Here is a 15,928-nt window from a genome sequence, read left to right as displayed (position 1 = left end):
ATGAAATCCTCCGAGATTCGCCAGCAGTTCCTGCAATTCTTCAAGTCCAAGGGACACACCATCGTCCCTTCGTCGTCGCTCGTGCCGGGCAACGATCCGACCCTGCTTTTCACCAATTCGGGCATGGTCCAGTTCAAGGACGTCTTCACGGGCAAGGAATCGCGGTCGTACACGCGCGCCACGTCGTCGCAGCGCAGCGTGCGCGCCGGCGGCAAGCACAACGACCTGGAGAACGTGGGCTACACCGCCCGCCACCATACGTTCTTCGAAATGCTGGGCAATTTCAGCTTCGGCGACTACTTCAAGCGCGACGCCATCCAGTACGCCTGGGAACTGCTGACGCAGGTCTACAAGCTGCCCGCCGACAAGCTCTGGGTCACCGTCTACCAGGAAGACGACGAGGCCTATGACATCTGGGCCAAGGAAGTCGGCGTGCCGACCGAGCGCATCATCCGCATCGGCGACAACAAGGGCGCCCGCTACGCGTCGGACAACTTCTGGCAGATGGCCGACACCGGTCCCTGCGGCCCGTGCTCGGAAATCTTCTACGACCACGGCCCCGAGATCTGGGGCGGCCCCCCGGGATCGCCCGAGGAAGACGGCGACCGCTACATCGAGATCTGGAACCTGGTGTTCATGCAGTTCGAGCGCGACGCCGCCGGCAACATGCCGCGCCTGCCGCGCCCCTGTGTCGATACCGGCATGGGCCTGGAGCGCATCGCGGCCGTGCTGCAGCACGTCCACTCCAACTACGAAATCGACCTGTTCCAGCACCTGATCGCCGCCGCCGCGCGCGAAACCGGCATCAAGGACCTGGAAAACAATTCGCTCAAGGTCATCGCCGACCACATCCGCGCCTGCTCGTTCCTGATCGTCGACGGCGTCATCCCCAGCAACGAAGGCCGCGGCTACGTGCTGCGCCGCATCGTGCGCCGCGCGCTGCGCCATGGCTACAAGCTGGGCCAGACCAAGCCGTTCTTCCACCGCCTGGTGCCCGACCTGGTCGCCGAGATGGGCGAGGCCTATCCCGAGCTGGCCGCCACCGCCGAGCGCGTGGCGCAGGTGCTCAAGCAGGAAGAAGAACGCTTCGGCGAAACGCTGGAACACGGCATGCGCATCCTCGACGGCGCGCTGGCCAACGTGCCCAAGGGCGGCCAGCTGGACGGCACCACGCTGTTCACGCTGTACGACACCTACGGCTTCCCGGTCGACCTGACCGCCGACATCTGCCGCGAACGCGAAGTCGACGTCGACATGGCCGGCTTCGAAGTCGCCATGGAACGCCAACGCGACCAGGCGCGCGCCGCCGGCAAGTTCAAGATGGCCGAGGGCCTGAGCTACGAAGGCGCGGAAACGCGCTTCGAGGGCTACGAGAAGCTCGAACTCGACAACGTCAAGGTCACGGCCCTGTACGTCGACGGCACCCAGGTGCAACAGGTGCAGGCCGGCCAGAGCGCCGTGGTGGTGCTGGACGCCACCCCGTTCTACGCCGAGTCCGGCGGCCAGGTCGGCGACACCGGCCTGCTCGAGGCCGCCGGCGTGCGCTTCGCCGTGGGCGACACGCTCAAGATCCAATCGGGCGTGTTCGGCCATCACGGCACGCTCGAAGAGGGCAAGCTGGCGGTGGGCGACACCGTGCTGGCGCGCGTGGACGCGGTGCGCCGCGCCCGCACCGTGCGCAACCACTCGGCCACCCACCTGATGCACAAGGCTCTGCGCCAGGTGCTGGGCGCGCACGTGCAGCAGCGCGGCTCGCTGGTCGATCCCGACAAGACCCGTTTCGACTTCGCGCAGGACGCGCCCCTGACGGCCGAGCAGATCGCCCGCGTCGAGGCCATCGTCAACGCCGAGATCCTCGCCAACCAGCCCACCGTGGCCCAGGTCATGGCCTACGATGACGCCGTCAAGGGCGGCGCCATGGCGCTGTTCGGCGAAAAGTACGGCGACACCGTGCGCGTGCTCGACATCGGCTTCTCGCGCGAACTGTGCGGCGGCACCCACGTCGGCCGCACCGGCGACATCGGCCTGTTCAAGATCGTGTCCGAAGGCGGCGTGGCCGCCGGCGTGCGCCGTATCGAGGCCATTACGGGCGACAACGCCCTGGCCTGGGTGCAGAACCAGAGCGCCTTGCTGGCCCAGGTGGCCGGCATGCTGCGCAGCACGCCCGCCGACCTGCCGGCCCGCATCTCGCAGGTGCAGGACCAGGTCAAGCAGCTCGAAAAAGACCTGGAGCAGTCGCGCAGCAAGCTCGCCGCCAGCGCCGGCAACGACCTGGCCAGCTCCGCGGCCGTCGAGGTCAAGGGCATCAAGCTGCTGGCCGCCAGCATCGGCGACGTCGATCCCAAGGCCCTGCGCGGCATGGTCGACAACCTGAAGGACCGCCTCAAGCCCGCCGTGGTGCTGCTGGCCACCGGCTCGGCCGACGGCAAGATCAGCGTCGTCGGCGGCGTCACGGCCGACCTGACCAACCGCATCAAGGCCGGCGACCTGGTGGGCTTCGTCGCCAGCCAGGTGGGCGGCAAGGGCGGCGGCCGTCCGGACATGGCCATGGGCGGCGGCACCGATCTGGCGGCATTGCCCGCCGCGATCGCCAGCGTGCAGAAGTGGGTCGATGAGCGCCTCTGATCTGGACGCCGCGCCGGCCGTGCCGGCGCCGTCCTTCGACCAGGACGTCGACGCCAGCGGCCTGACCTGCCCGTTGCCGATCCTGCGCGCCAAGAAGGCCCTGGCGCAGATGGAAAGCGGCCAGGTGCTGCGCGTCCTGACCACCGACCGCAACGCCATCCGCGACTTCCAGGCGTTCGCCCGCCAGACCGGCAACGTGCTGGTCGCGCAACACGAGGCCGATGGTCGCGGCGTGCATTACCTGCGCCGCCGCTGATCCGGCGCTCCATGAAAAAGGCCAGCCTTTCCGGGCTGGCCTTTTTGTTTGGCGCGATGGCGCGCGTCTGCGCGCCGCGCCGTCTATTTATGGATGGCCGCCGCCACCGCCTGCGTGATGGTGAAGTCCACCAGATCGCCTTCCTTCAGTTTCGCCAGGCGCGCCTGCATTGCCGGATCCTGCACCTGGATCGTGCGCAGCGCGCCCTGCGGGCCCTTCAGGGTGACGAGATTGGCGCTCTTGTTGATGTGCCAGATCTCGGCGGTGATGGTGGTCTGCCGCCCGACCGCGCCGCCCGGCTTGGCTCCCTTGGCGCTGCGCGTGCCAGCGGTCTGGGTGACCACTTCGGGGGCGCCCGAGCCGGCCGGGCGCACATCGACGGCCACCGACTCGTAATAGTCCAGCGTCAGCGAGTCGCCCGGCTTGATCTGCTTGAAATTGCGCACTTCCGGGCCCGCCTGGACATCCACCACATTGCCGTTGGCGCCCTGCAGGGTGATGGTGCGGGTGGCGGGGTCCACCGCGGTGACCTTGCCGGTGGCGGTGGTCAGCGCGGCGCCGACCACCCGGGCCTGGGCCGCCATCGGCAGCGCCAGCATGCCCGCCAGCAGCCCTGTTGCCGCCAGGCGCGCGACAGGGGTGAAGACAGTTTTACGGTTCTTCATGGTGCAGCACCCTCCGGTAGAGGAAGTTGGGGGAAAACGCGGGAAAAAAGGGGTGCGATCAGTCGCCGAGAAACCGGGGACGTTTGCGCAGGCGCGGGGGACGCGAGGGCGGAGAAGGGCGGCGCCGTTGCGGCGCGGCCAGGGGAGGCGGGCTTGCGGATGTGGCGCAGGATGACATTCCGATCTCTCCAATCGGGGAAATGCTTCACACGCACTTGCCAAGGGCGCCGGTCCGGCGGCGCGTTCCGGATGGAAACGCCGCCGGGCGATCTTCCTGCGCCTCGGCGCGGCACAGCGGCCCGTGACGGGCTACACTCTGTCTGCGGCGGGCTCCGGCCCGGATTTTGTAGAATACCCGTATGTGGTGCATATGTGGTGTTTTCGCGTATAAATCACGCCGCGTCTCCCGATATTCAGCACGGGCATTTGCCAGCCGGCTTGTTTAAGTGCTAGAATTTCCCGTTTTTCACAACTAATTCAAGGGATTACCTATGGTGGTGATTCGCCTGGCCCGCGGTGGGTCCAAGAAGCGTCCGTTCTACAACCTGGTGGCCACCGATTCGCGTAACCGTCGCGACGGCCGTTTCATCGAGCGCGTGGGTTTCTACAACCCCGTCGGCAACGAAGGCGCGGAAAACCTGCGCATCGCGCTGGATCGCGTGCAACACTGGACCAGCAACGGCGCCCAGCTGTCGCCGGCCGTCGAGCGCCTGGTCAAGGACTACTCGGCCAAGGTTTCCGCCGCGGCTTAATGCCCGCGTCGCACGCCTGAACCCTGCTAGTTTCTAGCTACGCTGTACGAAACCGATAGCCCGATACATGTCTGATGCCGCACATTCCAACGCGGCGCCTGCGGACTTGATCGAGCTGGGTCGCATCAGTGCGGCCTACGGTGTGAAAGGCTGGGTCAAGGTGCAGCCGCATTCGGCCAATGCCGAAGTGCTGCTCTCAGCTTCTCAATGGTGGTTGACTCGCCCTGTGCCTGAATTGGCGCGGGGCGCTGTCGCGTCTGCGCCTGTCGCATACAAGGTCGTGCAAGTCCGTTCGCAGGGGGCCACCGTGGTGGCCCAGCTGGCCGGCATCGCCGACCGTGACCAGGCCGAAGCGCTGCGCGGTTTTTCCGTGCAGGCGCCGCGGGGTTCCTTCCCCGCGCCCGAAGAAGACGAATACTACTGGGTCGATCTCATTGGCTGTTCGCTGTACACCACGGCGAATGGCGATGCCGCGCTCATCGGCGTGGTGGACGAGGTCCTGGATAACGGCGCTCACGCCGTCTTGAAAGTCTTGTGCCAGAAGGTCGGAGCCGACGGCCCCGAACCTCTCCTGAACGCCAAGGGAAAGCCCGCCGAAATGCTCGTTCCGTTCGTGCGCGCGCACATCCAAGCCGTCGATCTGGCCGCGCGCCGCATCGATAGCGACTGGCCCGCGGATCTCTGATGCGCATCGATGTCGTGACACTCTTTCCCGAGATGTTCGGGGTGGTGCGCGACCTGGGCGTCACCGGCCGGGCCCATGCCCAGGGCCGGTGGGCCCTGCATGCCTGGAATCCGCGTGATTTCACCAGTGATCCCCACCGTACCGTGGACGACCGCCCTTATGGCGGCGGCCCCGGCATGGTGATGATGGCGGCTCCGCTGGAAGCCGCCGTCAATGCCGCCCAGGCGGCGCGCGCGGCCCAAGGCCTGGGGCCGGCCCCGGTGGCGCTGCTCGCGCCCGTGGGCAAGCGTTACGACCAGGCCGGCGCCGAGGCGCTGGCCGCCAGCGACGGCCTGATTCTCATCTGCGGTCGCTACGAAGGCGTCGACCAGCGCTTCATCGAGCGCTGCGTCACGCACGAAATCTCGCTGGGCGACTTCGTGTTGTCCGGCGGTGAGATCGCGGCGCTCGCCGTGATCGACGCCGCGGTGCGCCTGTTGCCGGGCGTGCTGAACGACGGCGACTCCGCGTTGCAGGACTCCTTCAACGACACGCTGTCCGGCCTGCTGGACAGCCCGCATTACACGCGCCCCGAAGTCTACGAGGGCGCGCCCGTGCCGGCGCCGCTGCTCAGCGGCCACCATGCCAACATCTCGCGCTGGCGCCGGGAACGCTCGCTGGCATTGACCGTTGCGCGGCGTCCCGAGCTGATCGAATCGGCCCGCGCCCAGGGCTGGCTGTCGCTGGCCGACGAGCGCTTCCTGGCCGAGCTGGCCGGCGAGCCGTTGCCGCCGCTGCCCGCCAAGCGCCGCCGCGGATCCAAACCCAAGGCTTCCTGAGCCGGCCGGCGCATCTGCCGGCTTCGCGCCAGGCCGCAAATCCCGCGCTTCGATCCGGCGCGCGATAGTCCGCGACCGCCCCTATCTGTCCAGGTTCCAAGAGCGCCTCCCGCCGTCTTGCCATCCGTCGTGCGGACCTTGTCCGCAAGTCTTTTCCCTTTTTCCAGGACCCAGGCGGCCTAGGGATGCTCCTAGGTTGTAGCGGCTCGCCTCGCTCCTTAGTATTGAAAATTACATAAAAATGAAATTTTCATATGAGCCGATCCTCTCCCGTGCCGCGTGATGCCGACGCGCTGTCCAGGCCAGCGCTGGCGGCGGGCCGTCCCGAATCCGCCGTCGACATGTGGCTGGGCCAGCAACTGCGCCAATTGCGCAAGCAGCACGGCCGCTCACTGGCGGACGTGGCGCAGGCCTGCGCCATGTCGGTGGGCCTGCTAAGCCAGATCGAGCGCGGCCTGAGCTCGGCGTCGGTCAAGACGCTGCACCAGCTGGCGCGCGAGTTCGGGGTGTCGGTCAACGCCTTGCTGCGCAACGCCGAACACACCGAAGGCGAGGACGGCGGCCGCGTCGCCCGCGCCGGCACGCACCGCTACATCGACCTGCGCGAGAAGGGCATCGTCAAGGAGATGTACACGCCGCCCGCGTGCCGCAGCATGGACCTGTGCCGCGCCACCATCGAGCCTGGCGGCTCGACCGGCAACGAGCTGTTCGTGACCGGGCAGGGCGAGCAGATCGGCGTGGTGCTCAAGGGCACGCTCGAACTCTGGGTGGGCGACCGCGTCGTGCTGCTCAAGGAAGGCGACAGCTTCTGCTATGCCAGCAGCACGCCGCGGCGCTGGCGCAATCCCGGCTTGCAGGCGACCGAGGTCATCTGGGCCATCTCGAATATCAATCAAGCCGCGGGGGATGTGACGCAACCGCCGCCTTGAGCGCGCGGGCAGTGAATGGGCGCGATGACACTGGGGATCATCCGCCTTCCGGGCACGTTCCGGAACTCTTTGCCTAGATGAGGAAATGTCATGAAATTCAAGACTCTGGTTGTCTCTGTATTCGCAGCATTGTCCACGGCCACGGCCGCGCAGGCCCAGACGGTGTTGAAGGTGGGGTCCACGCCCACCGGCAGTCCGTTCACCTTTCTCGACACCAAGACCAATTCCATCGAGGGGGTGATGGTCGACATCGTCAAGGCGGTCGGCAAGGAGGCCGGTTTCGAGGTGCAGATCGAACCCATGGCGTTTTCAGCGCTGATCGGCTCGCTGACCTCCAAGCGCATCGACATCGTCTCGGCGGCCATGTTCATCACGCCGCAGCGCCAGCAGGTAGTGAGTTTCTCGGAGCCGGTCTATCGCTATGGCGAAGGCCTGATGGTGCTCAAGAGCGACAACAAGGAATACAAGTCCTTCGCCGACATGCAGGGCATGACGGTCGGCGTGCAGGTCGGCACCGCCTTCGTCGAGCCGATCCAGAAGAGCGGCGTGTTCAAGGAAGTGAAGCTCTACGACAACCCGCCGGACATGATGCGCGACGCCAATGCCGGCCGCATCCAGGGCGGCTTCATGGACTACCCGATCGCCGCGTACATCCTGACCCAGGGCAATTATCCCAACCTGAAGATGGCGCAGTCCTACCAGCCCACCGTCATGGGCAGCCTGGGCCTGGCCACGCGCAAGGACGATACCGCCTTGCTCGAACGCATCAACAAGGCGCTGGCCAAGCTGAAGGCCGATGGCGCCATCGACCAGATCCTGAAGAAGTGGGGGCTGGGCGGCTGACGCCCGTTTGATGGCGGGCGCGGCGCCGCGACAGGCGTCCGCCCGGACTGCGCGCCCTGGCGCGCGGACCGGCCGCGACCCGGGTTTCCGGAGGCGGCCCAGTTGGGGTGAATCGAGTCATGACGGAATTCTTCAAAGACGCGGCGGAATACCTGCCGATCCTGTTGCAGGGGGCCAAGCTCACCATCCTGGTGACGCTCGGGTCGCTGGTCCTGTCCACGGTGTTGGGACTGGTGTGGGCGCTGATGCGGGTCTCCGGCAACAAATACCTGTCCAAGTTCAGCGCGGGCGTGATCAACCTGCTGCGCGGCATCCCGATCATCGTGCTGCTGTTCTACATCTACTTCGTGATGCCGGACATGGGCATCGCGCTGACGGCGGTGCAGGCCGCGATCATCGGCCTGGGCATTGCCTACTCGGCCTACCAGGCCGAGAACTTCCGCGCCGGCATCGAGGCCATCGACCGCGGCCAGATCGAGGCGGCCATGGCGATGGGCATGAGCTGGAGCATGACCATGCGCCGCGTGGTGCTGCCGCAGGCCGTCAAGATCGTGCTGCCGCCCTACGGCAACATCATGATCATGATGCTCAAGGACTCGTCGCAGGCCTCCACCATCACGGTGGCCGAGCTCGCCCTGCAGGGCAAGCTGATCGCCGTGTCGACGTTCAAGAACGCCACCGTGTTCTCGCTGGTGGCGCTGATGTATCTGGTGATGTGCGTGCCGCTGATCCTGCTGGTGCGGCATCTGGAAAAGAGGAGTGCCGCCAAATGATCGAACTCAAGGGCGTGCGCAAGAGCTTCGGGTCGCTGGAGGTGCTCAAGGGCATCGATGCCGAGGTCAGCAAGGGCGAGGTCGTGTGCGTGATCGGGCCGTCCGGCTCGGGCAAGTCCACCATCCTGCGCTGCATCAACGGGCTGGAACGCTACAACGCCGGCCGCATCACCGTGGATGGCGAGCTGGTGGACTGCGATGCGGCCTCTATCGTTTCCATCCGCACGCAGGTGGCGATGGTGTTCCAGCGCTTCAACCTGTTCCCGCACCGCACCGCGCTGGAAAACGTGGTGGAAGGGCCGATCTACGTGAAGGGCGAGCCGCGCGCGCAAGCGTTCGAACGCGGCCGTGAATTGCTCGCCAGCGTCGGCCTGGCCGACAAGGCCGACGCCCATCCGCCGCAGCTGTCCGGCGGCCAGCAGCAGCGCGTGGCGATCGCGCGGGCGCTGGCGATGCAGCCGAAGGCGATCCTGTTCGACGAACCGACCTCGGCGCTCGACCCCGAACTGGTGGGCGACGTGCTGGGCGTGATGCGCAAGCTGGCCGAGGCCGGCATGACCATGGTTGTCGTGACGCACGAGATGAGCTTCGCGCGCGAGGTCGCCGATCGCGTCATGTTCTTTGACGGTGGCGTGATGGTGGAGCAGGGCGCCGCCCGTGAAGTGCTGAATCACCCGCAGCACCCGCGCACGCAGGATTTCCTGCGCCGCGTGCTGCATCCCATGTGAGGAACCATCATGTCGCAGACGCCGTTTCCACTTTCCCCGTCGCTCTGGGCCGCCACCGCGGCGGCGCCGCCGGACACGCAGCCGCTGACGCAGTCCGCGCAGGCCGACGTGCTGGTGGTGGGCGGCGGCTATGCCGGCCTGAGCACCGCGCTGCACCTGGCCGAGCAGGGCGTGCGGGTGGTGCTGCTGGAGGCGCGCGAGATCGGCTTCGGCGGCTCGGGTCGCAACGGCGGCCAGGTCATTCCCGGCCTCAAATACGATCCCGATGCGCTGGTGTCGATGTTCGGCGGCGAACGCGGTGAGCGCCTGGTGCGCTTCGCCGGCGCCACCGCCGATTCGGTGTTCAACCTGATCGAGCGGCACGCAATGGACGTGCCGCACGTGCGCAGCGGCTGGATCCAGGGCGCACACACCCCCGCGGCGCTGGAACTGGCGCACGCCCGCGCCGCGCAATGGGCGCGCCATGGCGCCGACGCGCAACCGCTGGACAAGGCGGAGGTGGCGCGCCTGATCGGCACCGATCGCTATCTGGGCGGCTGGATCGACCGGCGCGCGGGCGCGGTGCAGCCGCTGAGCTATGCGCGCGGCCTGGCGCGGGCCGCCTTGAACGCGGGGGCGGTGATCCACACCGACACGCCCGTCACCGGGCTCAAGCGCGACGGCGGCAAGTGGACCGCCACCACCGCCGGCGGCGCCAGCGTGACCGCCGACCGCGTGGTGATGTGCACAAATGCCTACGGCGCCGACCTGCTGCCAGGCCTGAAGACCTCGATCATCGACGCCAACACCTTCCAGGTCGCCACCACGCCGCTGCCGGAGCGCCTGCGCGCGGGCATCTTTCCGGAAGGACAGGTCACCTCCGACACCCGCAACCTGCTGCTCTATTTCCGGCTGGACCACCAGGGCCGCCTGCTGATGGGCGGGCGCGGGCCGTTCCGCGAGCCCAAGGGGCCGCAGGACTGGGCTCACCTGGAGCGCGTCATGGTGAAGATGTTCCCGCAGGTGGCCGGCACGCCGTTCGAGTATCGCTGGTGCGGCCGCGTGGCCATCACCCGCGACTACCTGCCGCACCTGCACGAGCCGCAGCCCGGCCTGCTGGTGGACATCGGCTGCCAGGGGCGCGGCGTGGGCCTGCAGACCAGCATGGGCCGCGCCATGGCGCAATACCTCGTCAGCGGCGACGCCAAGGCGCTGCCGGTGCCGCTGTCGCCGGTGAGGTCGTTCCCGCTGTATGGGTTGCGGCGCCTGTACGTCAATGCGGTGGTCACGTGGTACCGCATGACGGACGGCGGCGTGTAGGCCGGCGCGATACCCGCCGACGCGATGCGCATCGGCAAGATGCCCGCGAAAAAAAGCCCCGGACCTGTCCGGGGCTTTTTGCGTGCGGCGGGTCAGGCGATCAATTGCCCAGCTTGCCGCGCTGTTCGCGCACCTTCTGCAGCGTCTCGCCGAACTGCGCCACGCGGGCCTTTTCCTGCTCGACCACGGCGGCCGGGGCGCGTTCGACGAAGCTGGCGTTGGACAGCTTGCCGTTGGCCTTGGCGATCTCGCCTTCCAGGCGCGCGATTTCCTTGTCCAGGCGCACGCGTTCGGCGGCGACGTCGATCTCGACGTGCAGCATCAGGCGGCTGGCGCCGACCACCTGCACCGGCGCGCCGGCGTCGGGCAGGACGTCCAGCACGTCGACCTGGCTGAGCTTGGCCAGCGCGGCCAGGTAGGGGGCGTTGCGCGTCAGCGTGGGCGCATCGCCCTGGGCGCACAGCGGCACCTTCTGGGCCGGCGACAGGTTCATCTCGCCGCGCAGGGCGCGCACGGCCTCGACCTGGGCCTTGAGCTCGGCCACGTCGGCTTCGGCGGCGGTGTCCACGGCGGCCGGGTTGGCCTGCGGGAACGGCTGCACGCTGACGCTGTCGGCCACGCCTTCCTGGCGCTTGCCGGCCACCACCGAGACCTTCTGCCACAGTTCTTCCGTGATGAACGGAATGATCGGGTGGGCCAGGCGCAGCACGCCTTCGAGCACGCGGATCAGCGTGCGGCGCGTGCCCAGTTGCTGGGCCGGCGTGCCGGTCTGGATCTGCACCTTGGCCAGTTCCAGGTACCAGTCGCAGTATTCATCCCAGACGTAGCGGTACAGCGCGTTGGCGATGTTGTCGAAGCGGTAGTCGGCAAAGCCGCGCGCCACGTCGGCTTCCAGCGCCTGCAGCTGGCTGACGATCCAGCGGTCGACGAACGAGGTTTCGCCCGCGTCCGGACCGGTCAGGTCGTGGCCTTCGGTGTTCATCAGCACGAAACGGGTGGCGTTCCAGAGCTTGTTGCAGAAGTTGCGGTAGCCCTCGCAACGCTTCAGGTCGAAGTTGATGTTGCGGCCCAGGGTCGCGTAGGCGGCCATGGTGAAGCGCAGCGCGTCGGCGCCGAAGGCGGGGATGCCGTCCGGGTACTGGCGGCGCGTGGCCTTCTCGATGGCGCCGGCCTGCTTGGGGTTCATCAGGCCGTAGGTGCGCTTGGCCACCAGGCCTTCCAGGTCGATGCCGTCGATCAGGTCGATCGGATCGAGCGTGTTGCCCTTGGACTTGCTCATCTTCTGGCCGTCGGCGTCGCGGATCAGGCCGTGCATGTAGACGTGCTTGAACGGGATCTGGCCGGTCAGGTGCGTGGTCAGCATGACCATGCGCGCGACCCAGAAGAAGATGATGTCGAAACCGGTGACCAGCACGCTGGACGGCAGGTAACGTTCCAGGTCGGGCGTCTTGTCGGGCCAGCCGAGCGTGGTGAAGGGCGCCAGGCCCGACGAGAACCAGGTGTCGAGCACGTCCGGATCGCGCTTGAGCTCGCCGGTGACGCCGGCGGCGCGGGCCTGCTGGATGGCTTCGGCTTCGTCGTGGGCGACGAACACCTGGCCGTCTTCCGCGTACCACGCGGGAATCTGGTGGCCCCACCACAGCTGGCGCGAAATGCACCAGTCCTGGATGTTGTTGAGCCACTGGTTGTAGATGGTGGTCCAGTTGTCCGGGTAGAACTGGATGCGGCCGTCGGCCACGACTTCCAGCGCCACTTCGGTGATGCTCTTGCCCGGGTTGAGCGTGCCCTCGGGGGCCGGCTTGCTCATGGCGACGAACCACTGGTCGGTCAGCATGGGCTCGAGCACGACGCCGGTGCGGTCGCCCTTGGGCTGCATCATCTTGTGCGGCTCGACCTTGACCAGGTAGCCCTCGGCTTCCAGCTGGGCGACCACGGCCTTGCGGGCCTCGTAGCGCTCCATGCCCTGGAACTGCTTGGGGCCGTTCTCGTTGATGTGCGCGTCGAGCGTGAAGATCACGATCAGCGGCAGGTCGTGGCGCATCGCGCAGGCGTAGTCGTTGAAGTCGTGCGCGCCGGTGATCTTGACGCAGCCGGTGCCGAATTCGGGGTCGACGAAGTCATCCGCGATGATGGGGATGTTGCGGTCGCACAGCGGCAGTTCGACTTCCTTGCCGACCAGGTGCTTGTAGCGCGGGTCTTCGGGGTGCACGCACAGCGCGCCGTCGGCCAGCATGGTCTCGGGGCGGGTGGTGGCGATGGTCATGCCGCGCAGGGTGACCGTCTGGCCGTCCTTGTCGACGATGGTCTGCGGACCGTCGACGAAGGGGTAGAGGATGTGCCACATGTGGCCGTCGGTCTCTTCCGACAGGACTTCCAGGTCGGACACCGCCGTCAGCAGCTTGGGGTCCCAGTTGACCAGGCGTTTGCCGCGGTAGATCAGGCCCTGTTTATGCAGGCGCACGAAGGTCTCCACCACGCCGCGCGACATGCGTTCGTCCATGGTGAAGTATTCGCGCGGCCAGTCGGCCGAGGCGCCCAGCCGGCGCACCTGGCCGGTGATGGCGCTGCCCGACTTTTCCTTCCATTCCCACACTTTCTCGAGGAATTTCTCACGGCCGAGGTCGTGGCGCGAAACCTTCTGGGCGTCGAGCTGTCTTTCAACCACGATCTGCGTGGCGATGCCGGCGTGGTCCGTCCCCGGAATGAAGACGGTGTCGTCGCCCAGCATGCGGTGGTAGCGGATCAGGCCATCCATGATGGTCTGGTTGAACGCGTGGCCCATGTGCAGCGTGCCCGTCACGTTGGGCGGCGGGAACTGGATGACGTAGGGTTGCGATTCCGTCCCCGTTTTTACGTGCGACCCCGCGGCGAAGTAGCCGCGCTTGTCCCACTCGGCGTACCAGCGGGATTCGAGTTCGGCGGGTTCGAAGCTCTTGGAGAGTTCCGGGGAGTCGGTCGCGGCGGGCGCGGCGTTCGGGGGAGCGGCTTGAGTCATTACAGGGTTCCGGCAGACAGGGCGCCCGGTCGATGAAAACGGGCAAGCAAACCGCTCATTTTAAGATGTAATGCGGTCGTATCGGCGTGTTAGAATACCGGGTTACTGTAAACCTTTTAGAAGTCCCTGAATTCATTGAGGTTTCGCCAAAAGTTCATTGAAAAAACGCTGCGAATTTCAGCACAATGAACCGAGCGAAGCACTCGAGGCGGGACGGCCCCGGGGGCAACCCCGGGATCACTCCGAAGGGTAGGCAGTGTCGAATCCCCGCCTTGGCACAGGCGGCCGGGACGGCCCGGAACGCGCTGTCAACGCAGCTGTTCCGAGCCGCTTGCGCGCCCATGGCGCGATGCCGCTTGAAGGGTGACACCAACGAGCGCAGGCCACGCCAGGCAATCATAGAAACCAGTCAGCAATCCGTTTTCGGAGTTTTTCATGTCCATCCAACGTACCCTCTCGATCATCAAGCCCGACGCCGTCGCCAAGAACGTCATCGGCCAGATCGTCGGCCGTTTCGAACAAGCCGGCCTGAAGGTCATCGCCGCCCGCCTGGCCCAGCTGTCGCGCGCCGACGCCGAGCGTTTCTACGCCGTGCACAAGGAACGCCCCTTCTTCAAGGACCTGGTTGACTTCATGATCTCCGGTCCCGTGTTCGTGCAAGTGCTGGAAGGCGAGGACGCCATCCTGAAGAACCGCGACCTGATGGGCGCCACCGACCCCAAGAAGGCCGCCCCGGGCACGATCCGCGCCGACTTCGCCGACAGCATCGACGCCAACGCCGTGCACGGCTCGGACGCGCCGGAAACGGCCGCTGTCGAAGTGGCTTTCTTCTTCCCCGAAATCAACATCCACAGCCGTTGATTTTCCGGAAATCGTTTTAGCGTCATAGCAATACCAGGTCATGGAATCCGTCGAACGAATCAATCTGCTGGGGCTGGATGGCTCCGCCCTGTCCGAACTCGTCGGGCAGTGGGGCGGCAAGCCGTTTCGCGCCCGTCAGCTGCAGCGCTGGATGCACCAGCGCGGCGCCGATTCGTTCGACGCCATGACCGACCTGGCCCGCGATTTCCGCGGCCAGCTGGCGTCGCGTTGCGTCATCGAGGCGCTGGCCGTCAACACCGAGCAACGCTCGTCCGACGGCACCCGCAAGTGGCTGTTCGACGTGGGGCAGGGCAACGCCATCGAAACCGTCTTCATCCCCGAAGACGACCGCGGCACGTTGTGCATCTCCAGCCAGGCCGGCTGCGTGGTGAACTGCCGTTTCTGCTCGACCGGGCACCAGGGGTTCAACCGCAACCTCAAGACCAGCGAGATCATCGGCCAGCTGTGGTGGGCCAAGCGCGTGCTGGAGGCCGACATCGGCACCGCGCGCCTGGAAAGCGCCCGCGCCACCGAAGACACCCGCGTCATCAGCAACGTGGTCATGATGGGCATGGGCGAGCCCCTGCTCAACTACGACCAGGTCCTGCCGGCCCTGCGTCTGATGCTCGACGACAACGCCTACGGCCTGTCGCGGCGCCGCGTCACGGTGTCGACCTCGGGCGTGGTGCCCATGATGGACCGTCTGTCGCAGGACTGTCCGGTGGCACTGGCCGTGTCGCTGCACGCGCCCAATGACGCGCTGCGCGACGAGCTGGTGCCGCTGAACAAGAAGTACCCGTTGAAGGAGTTGCTGGCCGCGTGCGAACGCTACCTGGCTTTCGCGCCGCGCGACTTCATCACGTTTGAATACTGCATGCTGGACGGCATCAACGATACCGACCAGCACGCCAAGGAACTGATAAACATCGCACGCCAGATCCGCTGCAAGCTCAATCTGATCCCGTTCAATCCCTTCCCCGCGTCCGGCCTGAAGCGTTCGCCCACGGCCCGCGTCAAGGTGTTCGCCCAGCGTCTGATGGACGCCGGCATCATCACGACGGTCCGCAAGACCCGGGGGGACGATATCGATGCCGCTTGTGGTCAACTGGCCGGAGAAGTGCGCGACCGTACCCGGATTACCGAACGGAACGCCGCGCAGCGCCAGACCATACCAATTAGACAGGTGCATGCATGACGCAGGATATCGCTTCTGCAGTTTCAGAAACGCCCGCGGGCGCAGGGGGTTCGGGCAAGGTGGGCTCGGCGCTGCGCACGCTGCGCCAGTCCAAGGGCTGGTCGCTCGAGGAAGTGTCCAGCCGCATCAAGTTTTCGGCCAAGCAGATCGAGGCTCTCGAGAACGAACAGTGGGGCGAGCTGCCCACCGGCGTCTCGCTGCGCGGTCTGATCCGCAATTACGCCCGCATGCTGGGCGCCGATTCCCAGGCCATCGTCGATTCGCTCGATCCCAAGGCCCGCGTCACCGGCCCGGTCAAGCTGAGCCCGGGCGCGCTGCATTCCGCGCACTCCATTCCCCAGTCGAGCGCGGATGACGATCGCGCGTCCTCGACCTCCTGGGGCTGGCTGATCGCCATCGTTCTGGTGCTGGCCGCCGGCGTCGCCTACGCCTTCTGGCAGGGCTGGCTGCCGCAGCAATGGCTGGCGTTCGACTGGCTCCCCAAGCTGTCCAAGTAAATACCGG

15 protein-coding genes are annotated in these 15,928 nt (G+C 66.6%); 13 read left to right on the top strand and 2 right to left on the bottom strand.

Going from position 1 to position 15,928, the window contains the following annotated elements; translation table 11 throughout:
• On the top strand, positions 1-2,625 hold the full coding sequence (alaS, locus tag H0523_RS02810; protein WP_054434259.1) for an alanine--tRNA ligase: 2,625 nt from the start codon (positions 1-3) through the stop codon (positions 2,623-2,625).
• Positions 2,612-2,881, top strand: coding sequence for a sulfurtransferase TusA family protein (locus tag H0523_RS02805; protein WP_054434261.1), 270 nt, complete (start codon positions 2,612-2,614; stop codon positions 2,879-2,881). The genes alaS and H0523_RS02805 overlap by 14 nt, the downstream gene beginning before the upstream one ends.
• 83 nt (positions 2,882-2,964) lie before the next feature.
• Here H0523_RS02805 and H0523_RS02800 read toward each other — a convergent pair whose 3' ends face one another.
• Complete coding sequence (locus H0523_RS02800) at positions 2,965-3,546, bottom strand: hypothetical protein (protein WP_054434262.1); 582 nt, start codon at positions 3,544-3,546, stop codon at positions 2,965-2,967.
• 491 nt (positions 3,547-4,037) lie between these two features.
• Between H0523_RS02800 and rpsP the strand changes: the two genes are divergently transcribed.
• The 8 genes from rpsP to H0523_RS02760 all read left to right on the top strand — a co-directional run bounded on the left by rpsP (position 4,038) and on the right by H0523_RS02760 (position 10,373).
• The gene (rpsP, locus tag H0523_RS02795; protein WP_006387841.1) at positions 4,038-4,298 is read left to right on the top strand and encodes a 30S ribosomal protein S16; all 261 of its coding nucleotides are present in this window, start codon (positions 4,038-4,040) and stop codon (positions 4,296-4,298) included.
• Positions 4,299-4,365: 67 nt separating this feature from the next.
• Positions 4,366-4,983 carry a ribosome maturation factor RimM gene (gene rimM / locus H0523_RS02790; RefSeq protein ID WP_054434264.1) on the top strand — a complete coding sequence of 206 codons (618 nt, stop codon included), beginning with the start codon at positions 4,366-4,368 and terminating at the stop codon, positions 4,981-4,983.
• Positions 4,983-5,801, top strand: a complete 819-nt coding sequence (trmD, locus tag H0523_RS02785) for a tRNA (guanosine(37)-N1)-methyltransferase TrmD (protein ID WP_054434266.1) — start codon at positions 4,983-4,985, stop codon at positions 5,799-5,801. The genes rimM and trmD overlap by 1 nt, the downstream gene beginning before the upstream one ends.
• A gap of 254 nt (positions 5,802-6,055) precedes the next feature.
• On the top strand, positions 6,056-6,730 hold the full coding sequence (locus tag H0523_RS02780) for a helix-turn-helix domain-containing protein (protein WP_054434268.1): 675 nt from the start codon (positions 6,056-6,058) through the stop codon (positions 6,728-6,730).
• A 90-nt stretch (positions 6,731-6,820) separates the two neighbouring features.
• Positions 6,821-7,573 carry an ABC transporter substrate-binding protein gene (locus H0523_RS02775; RefSeq protein WP_049075200.1) on the top strand — a complete coding sequence of 251 codons (753 nt, stop codon included), beginning with the start codon at positions 6,821-6,823 and terminating at the stop codon, positions 7,571-7,573.
• 119 nt (positions 7,574-7,692) lie between these two features.
• The gene (locus H0523_RS02770) at positions 7,693-8,346 is read left to right on the top strand and encodes an amino acid ABC transporter permease (protein ID WP_054417795.1); all 654 of its coding nucleotides are present in this window, start codon (positions 7,693-7,695) and stop codon (positions 8,344-8,346) included.
• Positions 8,343-9,074 (top strand): amino acid ABC transporter ATP-binding protein, encoded by a 732-nt coding sequence (locus H0523_RS02765; RefSeq protein WP_054434270.1) that lies wholly within the window; start codon positions 8,343-8,345, stop codon positions 9,072-9,074. Before H0523_RS02770 ends, H0523_RS02765 begins: the two co-directional genes overlap by 4 nt.
• Before the next feature lie 9 nt (positions 9,075-9,083).
• Positions 9,084-10,373, top strand: coding sequence for an NAD(P)/FAD-dependent oxidoreductase (locus tag H0523_RS02760; RefSeq protein WP_054434272.1), 1,290 nt, complete (start codon positions 9,084-9,086; stop codon positions 10,371-10,373).
• A gap of 100 nt (positions 10,374-10,473) precedes the next feature.
• On the opposite strand, the gene H0523_RS02755 is transcribed toward H0523_RS02760, so the two are convergent.
• Positions 10,474-13,368 carry a valine--tRNA ligase gene (locus tag H0523_RS02755; protein WP_054434274.1) on the bottom strand — a complete coding sequence of 965 codons (2,895 nt, stop codon included), beginning with the start codon at positions 13,366-13,368 and terminating at the stop codon, positions 10,474-10,476.
• A gap of 435 nt (positions 13,369-13,803) precedes the next feature.
• On the opposite strand from H0523_RS02755, the gene ndk reads away from it, so the two are divergent.
• From ndk to H0523_RS02740, 3 genes are read left to right on the top strand one after another with little or no spacing between them, the layout of a single operon-like run.
• A complete protein-coding gene (gene ndk, locus H0523_RS02750; RefSeq protein ID WP_006393972.1) occupies positions 13,804-14,229 on the top strand; it encodes a nucleoside-diphosphate kinase in 426 nt (141 codons plus the stop codon).
• A gap of 40 nt (positions 14,230-14,269) precedes the next feature.
• Positions 14,270-15,424 (top strand): dual-specificity RNA methyltransferase RlmN, encoded by a 1,155-nt coding sequence (rlmN, locus tag H0523_RS02745; protein WP_054434278.1) that lies wholly within the window; start codon positions 14,270-14,272, stop codon positions 15,422-15,424.
• Entirely contained in the window at positions 15,421-15,921 is a 501-nt protein-coding gene (locus H0523_RS02740; protein WP_054434280.1) for a helix-turn-helix domain-containing protein, read from the top strand. The genes rlmN and H0523_RS02740 overlap by 4 nt, the downstream gene beginning before the upstream one ends.
• The last annotated feature ends 7 nt before the right edge of the window (positions 15,922-15,928 follow it).

The sequence above is a fragment of the Achromobacter insuavis genome (assembly GCF_902859645.1).
GTDB lineage: Bacteria > Pseudomonadota > Gammaproteobacteria > Burkholderiales > Burkholderiaceae_B > Achromobacter > Achromobacter insuavis.
Note: the sequence above shows the minus strand (reverse complement) of the source record. Positions and strands in the feature narration are given on the sequence as shown.

Excerpts from the sequence above, each read along its gene's own strand:
- alaS (WP_054434259.1), top strand. The coding sequence starts at position 1 with ATGAAATCCTCCGAGATTCGCCAGCAGTTCCTGCAATTCTTCAAGTCC.
- H0523_RS02805 (WP_054434261.1), top strand. The coding sequence starts at position 2,612 with ATGAGCGCCTCTGATCTGGACGCCGCGCCGGCCGTGCCGGCGCCGTCC.
- H0523_RS02800 (WP_054434262.1), bottom strand. The coding sequence starts at position 3,546 with ATGAAGAACCGTAAAACTGTCTTCACCCCTGTCGCGCGCCTGGCGGCA.
- rpsP (WP_006387841.1), top strand. The coding sequence starts at position 4,038 with ATGGTGGTGATTCGCCTGGCCCGCGGTGGGTCCAAGAAGCGTCCGTTC.
- rimM (WP_054434264.1), top strand. The coding sequence starts at position 4,366 with ATGTCTGATGCCGCACATTCCAACGCGGCGCCTGCGGACTTGATCGAG.
- trmD (WP_054434266.1), top strand. The coding sequence starts at position 4,983 with ATGCGCATCGATGTCGTGACACTCTTTCCCGAGATGTTCGGGGTGGTG.
- H0523_RS02780 (WP_054434268.1), top strand. The coding sequence starts at position 6,056 with ATGAGCCGATCCTCTCCCGTGCCGCGTGATGCCGACGCGCTGTCCAGG.
- H0523_RS02775 (WP_049075200.1), top strand. The coding sequence starts at position 6,821 with ATGAAATTCAAGACTCTGGTTGTCTCTGTATTCGCAGCATTGTCCACG.
- H0523_RS02770 (WP_054417795.1), top strand. The coding sequence starts at position 7,693 with ATGACGGAATTCTTCAAAGACGCGGCGGAATACCTGCCGATCCTGTTG.
- H0523_RS02765 (WP_054434270.1), top strand. The coding sequence starts at position 8,343 with ATGATCGAACTCAAGGGCGTGCGCAAGAGCTTCGGGTCGCTGGAGGTG.
- H0523_RS02760 (WP_054434272.1), top strand. The coding sequence starts at position 9,084 with ATGTCGCAGACGCCGTTTCCACTTTCCCCGTCGCTCTGGGCCGCCACC.
- H0523_RS02755 (WP_054434274.1), bottom strand. The coding sequence starts at position 13,368 with ATGACTCAAGCCGCTCCCCCGAACGCCGCGCCCGCCGCGACCGACTCC.
- ndk (WP_006393972.1), top strand. The coding sequence starts at position 13,804 with ATGTCCATCCAACGTACCCTCTCGATCATCAAGCCCGACGCCGTCGCC.
- rlmN (WP_054434278.1), top strand. The coding sequence starts at position 14,270 with ATGGAATCCGTCGAACGAATCAATCTGCTGGGGCTGGATGGCTCCGCC.
- H0523_RS02740 (WP_054434280.1), top strand. The coding sequence starts at position 15,421 with ATGACGCAGGATATCGCTTCTGCAGTTTCAGAAACGCCCGCGGGCGCA.